Consider the following 12,302-nt stretch of genomic DNA (forward strand, 5'->3'; position numbering starts at 1 on the left):
TGGGTTTTTCTCTTTGTTTTTTTGTTATGAAAACTCATTAATTTACTGATTTATATCGATTAATTTTCTGACTAGGGTCTTTGGTTAGTTTGCGATAAAAAATATTTATCATGTTGACAACAAATTCTGTGTCTATTTGGTTGTTCATTCCAAGCGATTTGTGTGGGAGAATCCCGCGCCCTGGTGACCCAGAGCAGGTAAGTTAGTCCAATTGCACCATCAGTGTGAGTGGAATTCTTAAACTTTTGACCTGACACCAAACAAGAGGGACTTTTGTCCTCTCGTTCTGATTGAGTCAACGTTATGCTTGGCTCAAATTCTTAATAAACAAAAAGAGATGTGCTTTTCTTTTCTCTCTTCCCTTAACGGAAAGTTCGCTTTCGGAACAGGGGATGGTGAAATGTAAGAAAGAGGTAAAAGCGCAATCGATAAAGGTTAATACCATGAACGTACTTGTTATCAATGGTCATCCAAACTTGGATAAATCTTTTGCTAATGCGGAGATCCTTCGTCTGCTAGGACAACACACGGATTGGCAAATTACCCACGCGGCAGATTTTACCAACGATATTAAAGCAGAGCAGGCGCGGCTCCTAAAAGCAGACGTCGTTGTTGTGCAGTTCCCTCTTTACTGGAGTACTTTTCCATCGGTCATGAAAGAATGGATCGATCAAGTCTTCACTTACGGTTTTGCTTTTGGTCCCGACGGCAGTCAATTAAAAGGCAAAAAGTTGCTGTTTTCAATTACAGCGGGAGCGACGGCTGAGTCTTACTCAGAAACAGGCTTCAACTTTATGCCTCTAGAAAACTACCAACGCTCTTTTGAGCACGCTTTTAAAGCGGCAGAGATGGATATTCTCGATACGATTGTCACGTTCGAGATGAATGCTATTCCTGAAGAGGGTGGGGATGTAGAAAAGACCATTAAATTGGCTCATGAGCACACTGTAAAAGTCATTATTGCTGTAAACGATAACATCGGATAATCATTATGTTTCAATCTTTAATTGGTATCGCCGTACTTCTTGGCGTGGGCTTCCTATGCTCTGAAAACAGAAGCAAAATTAGCTGGCGTGCAGTTGCGGGTGCGTTTGGCATTATTCTTATTGTCGCAGGTTTCGTGCTGGCGACCGATATCGGTGCTGACGTTCTGCTCGCGATTTCTAACGGTGTAGGTAAAGTCTTTAGCTACGGTACTGAGGGTATTAAGTTTGCTTTCGGCAGCCTAGTAAACTTTAGTGTCGATGGCATTGGATTTATCTGGGCATTGCAAGTTTTGCCACAAATCATCTTTACCGCATCACTGACGTCATTGCTGTACTACTTGGGTATCATGCAATGGTTTGTGCGCATTATCGGTGGCGGTTTGCAGCGCGTATTGGGCACCTCTCGTGCGGAATCAATGAACGCAGCAGGCAACATTGTTTTGGGTCAAACAGAAGCCCCTTTGCTTGTTAAGCCATACCACCGAGTGCTTACTCGAGCACAAATCTTTGCCATTATGGTGGGTGGTTTGTCTTCGATCGCAGGTTCAATTCTAGCGGGTCTTGCTGGCATGGGGGTGGATCTAAACTACCTTATCATGGCGTGTTTCATGTCAGCGCCTGCTGGATTGATGTTTGCAAAACTGATCATTCCAGAAACGGAAGAGACTATCGACGAAGTGCCAGAACTTCCAGATAACGAAAAACCAACGAGCTTTATTGATGCAGTTGCGAAAGGTGCTATTGCTGGTACTTCTATTGCGGCTATCGTGGGCGCGGTTATCATTTCATGTATTGGTTTGATGGCGATGCTTAATGGTGCTCTTGGAGCGATTGGCGGCTACTTTGGCTTTGAGGGTATCACGGTAGACGTGATTCTAGGTTTCTTCTTTGCACCGGTTGCATGGTTAATTGGTGTACCTTGGAATGAAGCGATGAATGCAGGTGCGTTCTTAGGTCAGAAAATTGCACTAAACGAGTTTGTGGCTTTTGCGAGCATGGGGGCAGTTGAACTAAGCGATCGTACTACGGCGATCATGACCATTGCGCTATGTGGTTTTGCGAACATTGGTTCTGTTGCGATGGTGTGTGGTGCTCTAAGTAGCATGATCCCTGAACGTGCTGGTGTGATCGGTAAACTGGGTATGAAAGTACTGCTTGCGGCAACATTAGCGAACTTAATGAACGCTGCGATCGTAGGCCTGTTCGTTTAATTAAGAGATTAGACAAGACGGCTCTAATCTAATCCCGATAATGAAAACGCCACCTTGCTTTTGCTGGTGGCGTTTTGCTTTTAAGTGGCTCTTTTAAGAGGTTTTAGTCGCTTTATTTCTTATTTTATTATTCGTAAGTATCAAGAAATAGCTTGAGCGCTTGCTCATCGACGATTTCTAATCCCAGTTTCCCTTTTCGGATAAGATCTTTTTCCATCAATGTTTTCACTGCGCGGCGGTAAACTCGGCCAGACGTTCCAAAACGTTCCGCTTCTTGGTTTACCTTGTCGAACCCACTGAGCGAGGGGGTAGCTTGCTGCCTCTCCAATAGATCATACGCAATGTTATACGCAATTGGATGTAACAAGCGGTTGGTATAAATATCTAAAGAGTCTTGATAATCATCCGCTAATGCAGAAGCAAAGAAAAACAGCATTTCAGGCTGAGCGTGAAGCAACTCCGTTAGCTTTTTAATGCAAATGATGTCAACTTGCATATGCTCATCTGCCACCACGCTCCACTGGCAAGGCGTTTCCGTGAAATACTCCATCTCACCAAAAATATGATCATCACAGTTAGCTTCACCTAACTGAAAGCGTCGACCATTGGCGGCCAAAATACTCATCGAAACCCGTCCGGCAGGCACCACATAAATGTAATCTAAAGGTTCTCCTTGCTTTAGGATCGCATCACCTGAATTGAAGTAGCGGCTGCCTATCTGGCATTGATAAATGAATGCCCGAAAGTCCGTTGCCTTTTTGGCCAATAAGGTGCTGAAGCGACCTTTCGGATACGGTTTGATTCTCATAGTGTTCTCGAATGAATGAAACGGTGATTTTTCTTTTCTTTATGTCACGGTTTATGGGAGTTCAAAGGACAAATGTCCTCTAGTTTTAGTCTGAGTCCCATTAAGATTGGCGTAGTTTATACACATTGCTGACGGACTTCGAACTTTCTTGAACGAAATTGGATACCTATTTATCCGTTCAATATTTGAGAAAGAATCAAAGTCTATAAAAAATAAGAATTAGAGGATTATCCCATGCTTAAACAGCCTCATATTGGTGTTGATGAAACGCAAGTCGCACCCCTTGTGATTGTTTGCGGTGAACCTGATCGAGCAACCCGTATTGCGACCCTGTTTGATAGCGCAGAGATGGTTTCAGAAAACCGTGAATACCGTTTATTTACTGGACGATACAAAGGGGTACCAGTATCAGTGTGTAGTACAGGTATTGGTGCTCCATCCATGATCATTGCAGTAGAAGAGCTTAAACAGTGTGGCGTCACTCATATTGTGCGTGTGGGATCAGCTGGGGCCATGCAAAGTGGCATCCAACTTGGCGATCTCATTGTTGCTGAGGGGGCTGTGCGTGATGAGGGGGGCTCGAAAGCGTATGTGGAAGCCTCTTATCCGGCGTATGCGAGTTTTTCATTATTGAAATCGTTAGAACATTTCTTATCTGGTCAAGCCACGCCGTACTATTTTGGTGTTGTTCGCTCTCACGATAGTTTCTACACAGATGATGAAGATAGCATCTGTGAATATTGGAATAAGAAAGGCATTCTTGGTGCGGATATGGAAACGTCAGCCCTTTTTGCTGTTGGACGTTTACGTGGCCTTAATGTTGCCGCTATTTTGAATAATGTGGTGCTTTACCAACAAGATGTAAAAGAGGGCGTAGATCAATACGTCAATGAAGCCGAAGTGATGATGCAAGGTGAAAAGACCGCGTCGATAGCAGCACTTGAAGCGCTAATTAACGTCGATTAAGTCGGTTTTTTATCTGTATAACAACGCCACAATAGGTTGGTTAAACAATTTGTGGCGTTGATGCTCTTTCTTTGGTTTTTTTTCTCTAGCGATGTTGTGCGCTCTCGACTAAAATTCTTCGCTTCGTTTTTACTCCAACCTAAACAAGTAGAACACAAGTAATGACAACACAGTCAACGGTGATTATTGGCCTGCACAATCCTAAAAATCCAACCAATGTTGGTGCAGTAATGCGTGCAGCAGGCTGTTATGACGCAACACAAGTACGTTACAACGGTACGCGTTATAATCGTGCGGCAAAATTTCAAACAGACACTAAGAATATGCATGAACGCATTGGTTTGGTTGAGATGGATGATCTTACTGCTGAGCTTGAAAGTGATGTAGAAATTGTGTGCGTTGAACTGGCGGTGGGTGCAACGGCACTTCCTCACTTTTCCCACCCAAAGAAAGCGGTGTATGTGTTTGGTCCTGAAGATGGGTCATTACCGCAAGAGGTTGTCGATAAAGCGCATCATGTGGTTTATGTTCCGACAACCGGATGTATGAACCTAGCAGCGACAGTGAATGTGGTTTTGTATGATCGTTTGGCGAAATCGCTAGATGCCATTGATCATCACCAACAAGTCATCGCAAATCGGGACAATAAAAACCGCCTTAAAGTGAAAACTTGCGCTTAAACGCTGCCTCCCGCGTCATCGAAATCATTTCATAGCAGCCAGAGGATGTTTTCCATCACTGGCTCCTGCCACCTTACATTCATATTCATCATTATTGGACTTTGAACGCGCCATCTCTGCTCGTGCTAGCTTGCGATACTTTTGGGGAGAAACCCCAACATACCTTTGAAATGTATCGTAAAAACGGCTATTCGAGTTAAAGCCCACCGTCAGCGAAATGTCTAGTGTGCTTTTCTCTGTATCCGACAGCAGCGCTCTTGCATGGTTAATACGCATCGTTGTTACATACTGTTTGATGGTCATTTGCATCACGCGTTGAAAAATTTCCGATGCGTAGTTCTGATTAAGCGTGACTTGCTCGGCGACTTGCTTGACGGTGAGTTGGGAGTCGTAATTTCGCGCGATGAACTCTAGCATCTGGCTGACGTACTGTTGAGCGTGTTTTGATACGCCTGCTTGATGAGCTGTCTTGATTTGACCGACGTTGATCTTTTCCCACCCGACTAATCCCAATCGTTTGAGCATCATGCTTATCTCATCAGTAGCAAGCTGTTGGATATTCGATGCCGGATGAGTCAGTTCAGCACACCACCGCTGGAGCTCAAACTCACAGACTAAATCCCGATGATCTGATTGTAAGACCAGACCATGGGTAATTTGATTCACCATCTCTTTGTTTAATGGCCAGGTAAGGAATAGATGGATTGGGATATTTAGGATACCCATATTATGCGCTTGGTTTGGATTGAGTAACCGGTGAGGTACCGTCGCCCAAAATAGGCCAACATGTCCCGCTTTAATTGTAACAAGCTCGCCGTTGATGACGTAATCCACATCATCACCAAAGGGAATGTTGATTTCTACTTGTCCATGCCAGTGGTTACTCGACATTGCATGAGGCGCTCTCAGTTCGGCATCGACTTGTTGGGATTGAGAATAGAGCGACAGGGGACTCACGCATTGAGTTTCATCGCCGTAATGATCAAGCGTGGCGAGTGTATAGCTGCAGTTTTCTACTCTGGTCACGATGATCTCCTTTTAGACGGTATGCACACCAACCTAACAAAGTAGGAATTGCAGTAATGATAGCTGGTGCATGATTTCTAAAAATTCATCGCTTAATTAGTGCAAAAGTGTGCATTGGAGCAAACAGTCTTTGGGATTCCTATAAAGGCGTTAATTATTCCCATTTTCTCAGATCAATGATGTTAGGTGTTTATATCTGAGAAAATGGGATTTTTACTCGCAGATATGGGACGCAAAAACCGTAGTACAAATGACATTCTGTATTCAACAAATCGCAAAGCAAAGGATACAGAAATGAATTCGCCAAAAATTACCTTTATCGGAGCAGGGTCCACCATCTTTGTAAAAAATATCCTCGGTGATGTTTTTCACAGAGAAGCACTAAAAGATGCACATATTGCCTTGATGGATATTGATGAAGTGCGTTTAGAAGAATCACACTTTGTGATCTCAAAATTGATGGAGAGCGCAGGCGCAACAGGACAAATTAGCTGTCATTTAAACCAGAAAGAGGCGCTCGAAAATGCAGACTTTGTTGTGGTGGCATTCCAAATAGGTGGATATGAACCTTGTACGGTCATCGATTTTGATGTGTGTAAACGTTATGGGTTAGAGCAAACCATCGCGGATACGTTAGGCGTGGGTGGAATCATGCGTTCTTTGCGTACTATTCCTCATCTTTGGAAATTGTGTGAAGACATGACGGAAGTGTGTCCAGAAGCAACCATGCTGAACTACGTGAACCCAATGGCCATGAATACGTGGGCGATGTATGAAAAGTTCCCGCATATTAAACAGGTAGGGTTGTGTCACTCGGTACAAGGTACCGCTGAGGAGTTGGCTCGAGATCTCGACATTGATTACGCTGATTTGCGTTATACCTGCGCGGGCATCAACCATATGGCTTACTACCTCACACTAGAAAAACGGGACGAGCAAGGTGGATATCACAGTATCTATCCCGATTTATTGGCGGCGTATGAGGCCGGCTCTGTACCTAAGTCAAATATTCATGGTAATCCTCGTTGTGAAAATATTGTTCGCTATGAAATGTTTAAGAAGCTTGGCTATTTCGTCACAGAATCCTCGGAACATTTCGCCGAATATACGCCTTACTTTATTAAACCGAATCGTCCCGATTTGATTGAGCGCTATAAAGTGCCGTTGGACGAATACCCAAAACGTTGTGTGGAACAAATTGCGAACTGGAAGAAAGATCTTGAGGCCTTTAAACAAGCCGACAAGATTGAGATAAAAGAGTCTCATGAGTATGCCAGTACGATCATGAATTCTATTTGGACGGGTACACCAAGTGTTATTTATGGCAACGTGAAAAACGATGGTGTCATTGCCAATCTGCCTCAAGGTTGTTGTGTCGAGGTCGCATGTTTAGTTGACAGAAATGGTATTCAGCCAACCAAAGTTGGTGCACTTCCTAATCATTTAGCCGCGCTTATGCAAACCAATATAAATGTGCAAACACTGCTCACAGAGGCCATTTTGACTGAAAACCGAGATCGCATTTACCATGCCGCATTGCTCGATCCTCACACCGCAGCCGTGCTAGGCCTGGAAGAAATTTATGCTCTGGTCGATGAACTGATAGAAGCTCATGGTGATTGGCTACCAACGTGGGTGCATCAAAAGCAGTAAAACAAAATAGCGAATACAAAGAATAACTAAAACAGGGTGTTATATCTCCTTAAGTAACACCCTCCAATAACGAATGAATAAACACAGCATTACGCTGTAAGGAATGCACATGAGCGTCTCTTTTAAAACCAAGCTCAGTTATGGATTGGGCGCATACGGTAAAGATTTTGCTATCGGCATCGTTTATATGTATCTAATGTACTATTACACAGACGTCGTTGGGATATCGGCGGGTATAGTCGGAACCATTTTCCTCGTGGCTCGAATTTGGGATGCGGTGAATGACCCGATCATGGGGTGGATTGTGAACAATACCCGTTCACGGTGGGGTAAGTTTAAACCGTGGATCTTTATTGGCACGATTGCTAACTCAATTGCGCTTGTGTTGGTATTTAGTGCTCATCATATTGAAGGACCATGGCTGATTCCCTACATTGCGTTCACTTACATTTTATGGGGTATGACTTACACCCTAATGGATATCCCTTTTTGGTCATTGGTTCCGACGTTAACTTTAGATAAGCGCGAACGTGAAGAACTAGTGCCTTTTCCCCGCTTCTTTGCGAGCCTTGCGTGGATTGTAACGGCTGCTGTCGTCATGCCGTTTGTGGATTATGTTGGCGGGGATGACAAAGGTTTTGGTTTCCAAATGTTTACTTGGGTGTTAGTGGCGTTCTTTGTAATTTCGACCGCTATAACGCTCACCAATGTGCACGAGCGTTACTCTTCGGCTCAAAGTGATGAACAATCTAACGAAAGAATGTCGATTAAGCAATTGCTCGGCATGATCTATAAAAATGATCAGTTATCCAGCTTGCTTTGCATGTCACTGTGCTACAACTTAGCGACCAATATCATTACTGGTTTTGCCGTTTACTACTTCACTTATGTTTTGGGCCGAGAGGACTTATTCCCTTACTACATGGCATACGCGGGTATTGCTAATCTGATTACTTTGGCTATCTTCCCTAAATTGGCTCGATTTGTTTCGCGTCGTGTGCTTTGGGCGGGCGCATCCATCATGCCGCTATTGGGCAGTGTCGTGTTAATGTTTATTGGTATTACAGGTTCTGTTACGGTACCGCTGATTGTTCTAGCGGGTGTATGTTTGAATATTGGCACGGCATTCTTCTGGGTGCTTCAAGTCATCATGGTTGCTGATACGGTGGATTACGGTGAATGTAAGCTAGGAGTGCGCTGTGAAAGTGTGGCTTACTCGGTGCAAACATTGGTGGTGAAAGGGGGCTCTGCTTTCGCAGCATTCTTTATTGGTTTAAGTTTATCCTTGGTCAATTATGTGCCAAATGTCGTGCAATCGGCTGAGACCATTCAAGGTATGCAGTATGTGATGGTCGCACTACCAAGTATCTTCTTTGCGATTACTCTGTTTATTTACTTTAAGTTCTATAAGTTAAATGGTGAGTTCCAGCAAAAGATCCAAGATCAATTGATGGACAAATACGGTGATAGAACAGATGAGACGATTCCCGTGGTCACAATACCCATCGCATCAAGCAACGGTTAAAAGTTAAATCACGACAGACTTAATATTCTCTATCACGTTAAAAACAATGCCTCGCAGTTGCGGGGCATTGTTTTATCAAAAAGACTAGAATCAACGACTAACTGTAAGCGCGAGCAACTCGGCCTTGGCAGTCTAAGGTGTAGCGTTTGCTGTATGCGGGAATAAAAACTGACTGGCCTTTGTCTACGATACAAGTTTCGCCATTTTCGTGAGTGAGCACTAACGTACTGTCTAATGGCAACAAGATCTCAGCAGTGAGAACCTCAAGGTCGCGTTTATCTGATTGCGGAACAATAGCAAATTTAAAATCATCAACAGGGATTGGGTATTCTAACATGCCGTTGTTTTCATTTGGCTCTAGCAACAAACGGTCAAATGGCATTTCATTAAAGCGTGTACACGCCACCAATTCTTCTACGTCCATGTACTTAGGTGTTAAGCCTGCTCGCAACACGTTGTCGGAGTTTGCCATGATCTCCAATCCTGTTCCGTGAATGTATGCATGAGGTGTTTCTGCATCTAAGAACATCGCCTGTCCGGGCTCAAGTGTGATCACATTCAGTAGCAGGGGACCAAATAAACCAATGTCACCAGGGTATTGTTTCTCTAGCTCTAAGATCAGATTAAACAAAGGCAGGTCTGTGATCCGCGCTTGCGCGAGAAGTACCGTCAAGGCCATTTCTTTTTGCTCACCCTCAAGAGAGAGTAATCCAGAGAAGAAGTGAGCTAAGCCTGTAGGCGTTTGATCACTAATAAGATCGTCAACTAGACCTTGTAGTTCTGGAATGGCCATTTCTGAGAAGAAACTGATGATCTCAGCGATAGGGCGAAAGCCATTCATTGCTTTGTATTGTGTAAGTGCGTAGACCAACTCAGGTTTGTGGTTTGGATCTTTGTAGTTACGATTCGCTGCGGTTAGAGGAATGTGGCTTAGCTCTTCCCGTGCAAAACCCGCTTCCGCTTGCTGCTTGTTAGGGTGAACTTGAATAGACAGGGCGTTTTCTGCTGCCAGTATTTTAAATAGGTATGGAAGCTCTCCAAAGCGCGTTGCGATTTGTTCACTGAGAATCGCATTCATGTCTTGATTGATTAAGGTAGAGAGCTTGGTTTCCTCTCCGTTTAGCATCACGGTTGAACAACCATTGCAGTGCGCTCCCATCCAAACTTCAGCTTGTGGTTCGCCCGCTGGGTTTTCGATACCAAACAGTTGGTTGACTGAGGTTTTGCTGCCCCATGCATAATTTTGAATAGCATTGTTCATAAGGTAGAACATTGAGCGAGCAGTATGTGGTTGACGTGTTTCGGTTTCTAATATCGTTAATGCAGACATCGGTGATCACCATTAGAGCATCATGACTTGGGCTGAAGAGCCCAAGTCATGGAGTTATTGAGAGGAGGATTAAGCGGCCGCTTGGACCATTTTTGCTTTGCGAACTTTTTTCAGTGTGACGCATGTAACGGCAGTGACTGTTGCACCCGTTGCCATACAAAGTAGAGCCAGTACTGGGAAATTCATTGCACCAAGAAGTGCGACCACTGGGCCACCGTGTGCGACGCTATTTGTGATGCCGAATGAGAATGCCATGACTGCTGCTACCATTGAGCCAAGTACGTTTGCTGGAATTACAGACATTGGATCTTGTGCGGCGAATGGAATCGCACCCTCAGAGATACCAACTAGACCCATTGCACCAGCTGCTTTACCGGCTTCGGTTTCTGACGCTTCGAACAAGTCGAACTTACGACCCAACGCAGTTGCCAGTGCCATACCTAGAGGTGCAACTGGAATAGCACACGCCATCGCACCCATAAACTGAGTTTGACCGCTCGCAATCATGCCAACAGAGAATAGGAACGCGACTTTGTTGAATGGGCCACCCATATCGAAGCCAGCCATACCACCAAGTACGATACCCAGTAGAACCACGTTACCTGTGCTCATGCTCGTTAGTAGCGCAGTCAGACCGTCCATTAGGCTTGCGATTGGCGCTCCGATAACGAAGATGAACAGACTCGCGATAAACAACGAACTAGTGATTGGTGCAATCATGATAGGCACCAAAGGTTGGATGAATTTGTGGTAGTTAATCGACGTAATCCACTTCACGAAGTAACCCACAAGGAGACCTGCGATGATGGCACCGATAAAACCTGTACCTGCTTCTGCGCCGTAGAACGAGCCATTGTTTGCAATCCAGCCACCGATCAAGCCAGGAGCTAGAGCAGGGCGGTCAGCAATCGCGTAAGCAATGTAACCCGCGAGAATTGGGATCATTAGCGTAAAGGCAACCACACCAACGTTGAGGATCTGGTTCCACATGCTGCCGTCTGGAATCGCCATGCCTGCTTCTGTTGGTTGACCACCAACCGCCAATGCGAGGGCGATTAGTAAACCACCCGTCACAACGAATGGGATCATGTGGGATACGCCATTCATTAGGTATCGGTATAGGTCAGAGCGTGCTTGTGATGCTTTATCTGCTACCGAAGCTTGTGAACTGCTGCTTGCATCGCCTTGAAACTCTGGTGCGGTTAACGCTTGGTTAATCAGTCCCTGAGCGTCGCGGATTGGGGCTTTGACGTTGGTTTTTACGACACGTTTCCCCGCAAAGCGGTTCATGTCGACTTGTTTGTCACATGCCACGATGATTGCGTCTGCACGTTCGATTTCTTCTGCGGTTGGACTGTTTTTCACACCAATGGAGCCGTTGGTTTCGACTTTGATTTGGTAGCCCATCGCCGCAGCACCTTTCTCCAAGGCTTCTGCTGCTAGGTAAGTGTGGGCAACGCCAGCAGGACAACCCGTAACACCAATGATGAAACCTTGGTTTGCTGGTGCATCTGCCACTGGTTTAGGCTCGTCTTTCGCAAGAAGAAGTGCCAGCGCATCTTTGTTGTTTGTGGTGTTTAGGAATGCGTCAATAAAGCCGTCTTCGATCAGCTTTGAAGACAATTCTGCGAGCACTTCAATGTGGTGGTTATCGCCGCCATCAGGGGACGCGATCATGAAGAAAAGTTTTGATGGCAGACCATCTTCTGCGCCATATTCGATGCCTGATTTGCTTACACCGATTACAACCGCAGGTTCAATTACGGCAGAACTCTTGGCGTGTGGGATCGCCACACCCTCTTCAAAGCCAGTATTTCCCAGTTCTTCGCGTGCTTTAATATCTGCAAGGAATTGTTCTTGATCAGAAATACGACCTTGATCGTGAAGAACCGCTACCAATTCTTTAAATACGTCTTCTTTTGATGTTGCTTGAAGCTCAAGCTTAATTAAATTTTCGTTTATTAGTTTGGTGATCATTGTAGAACCCCTATAAATATATTTTTTATTTCAGAGGTATTGTGAAATTAGTCGTGAATAGACTGTAGTGAATAAAAAATGCATTCACTGGAGGATTGTAACTGTCTAACTAGAGTGTGATTTAGATCGTCAACTGGACA

At 44.7% G+C, this 12,302-nt stretch carries 10 protein-coding genes; 6 read left to right on the top strand and 4 right to left on the bottom strand.

Translation table 11 applies throughout. The annotated features are described in order from the left end of the window. Nucleotides 1–443: 443 nt before the first annotated feature. Both KHN78_RS14405 and KHN78_RS14410 read left to right on the top strand, forming a co-directional pair. Entirely contained in the window at nucleotides 444–986 is a 543-nt protein-coding gene (locus tag KHN78_RS14405) for an NAD(P)H-dependent oxidoreductase (RefSeq protein WP_211916612.1), read from the top strand. A 5-nt stretch (nucleotides 987–991) separates the two neighbouring features. Beyond that, nucleotides 992–2,197: a NupC/NupG family nucleoside CNT transporter gene (locus tag KHN78_RS14410; protein ID WP_411912353.1), complete on the top strand. Its 1,206-nt coding sequence runs from the start codon at nucleotides 992–994 to the stop codon at nucleotides 2,195–2,197. Nucleotides 2,198–2,324: 127 nt separating this feature from the next. Here KHN78_RS14410 and KHN78_RS14415 read toward each other — a convergent pair whose 3' ends face one another. Further along, a complete protein-coding gene (locus KHN78_RS14415) occupies nucleotides 2,325–3,005 on the bottom strand; it encodes a Crp/Fnr family transcriptional regulator (protein WP_211916613.1) in 681 nt (226 codons plus the stop codon). 234 nt (nucleotides 3,006–3,239) lie between these two features. Between KHN78_RS14415 and KHN78_RS14420 the strand changes: the two genes are divergently transcribed. Next, nucleotides 3,240–3,971, top strand: coding sequence for a nucleoside phosphorylase (locus KHN78_RS14420; protein WP_211916614.1), 732 nt, complete (start codon nucleotides 3,240–3,242; stop codon nucleotides 3,969–3,971). 161 nt (nucleotides 3,972–4,132) lie between these two features. Next, a complete protein-coding gene (locus KHN78_RS14425; protein WP_211916615.1) occupies nucleotides 4,133–4,651 on the top strand; it encodes an RNA methyltransferase in 519 nt (172 codons plus the stop codon). Nucleotides 4,652–4,675: 24 nt separating this feature from the next. Here the strand turns inward: KHN78_RS14425 and melR are convergent, their stop codons facing one another. Continuing rightward, entirely contained in the window at nucleotides 4,676–5,677 is a 1,002-nt protein-coding gene (melR, locus tag KHN78_RS14430) for a transcriptional regulator MelR (RefSeq protein ID WP_211916616.1), read from the bottom strand. Between the two features lie 294 nt (nucleotides 5,678–5,971). Here melR and KHN78_RS14435 point away from each other — a divergent pair, with 294 nt between their 5' ends. Both KHN78_RS14435 and melB read left to right on the top strand, forming a co-directional pair. After that, complete coding sequence (locus KHN78_RS14435; RefSeq protein ID WP_211916617.1) at nucleotides 5,972–7,330, top strand: alpha-glucosidase/alpha-galactosidase; 1,359 nt, start codon at nucleotides 5,972–5,974, stop codon at nucleotides 7,328–7,330. 109 nt (nucleotides 7,331–7,439) lie between these two features. Beyond that, entirely contained in the window at nucleotides 7,440–8,855 is a 1,416-nt protein-coding gene (melB, locus tag KHN78_RS14440) for a melibiose:sodium transporter MelB (RefSeq protein ID WP_211916619.1), read from the top strand. Nucleotides 8,856–8,952: 97 nt separating this feature from the next. Here melB and manA read toward each other — a convergent pair whose 3' ends face one another. Together manA and KHN78_RS14450 are read right to left on the bottom strand one after the other, a co-directional pair. Next, on the bottom strand, nucleotides 8,953–10,185 hold the full coding sequence (gene manA, locus KHN78_RS14445; RefSeq protein ID WP_211916621.1) for a mannose-6-phosphate isomerase, class I: 1,233 nt from the start codon (nucleotides 10,183–10,185) through the stop codon (nucleotides 8,953–8,955). 69 nt (nucleotides 10,186–10,254) lie between these two features. Further along, nucleotides 10,255–12,162 carry a fructose-specific PTS transporter subunit EIIC gene (locus KHN78_RS14450; protein WP_211916623.1) on the bottom strand — a complete coding sequence of 636 codons (1,908 nt, stop codon included), beginning with the start codon at nucleotides 12,160–12,162 and terminating at the stop codon, nucleotides 10,255–10,257. Nucleotides 12,163–12,302 lie beyond the last annotated feature (140 nt).

Source organism: Vibrio sp. B1REV9 (assembly GCF_905175395.2).
Lineage (GTDB): Bacteria > Pseudomonadota > Gammaproteobacteria > Enterobacterales > Vibrionaceae > Vibrio > Vibrio alfacsensis.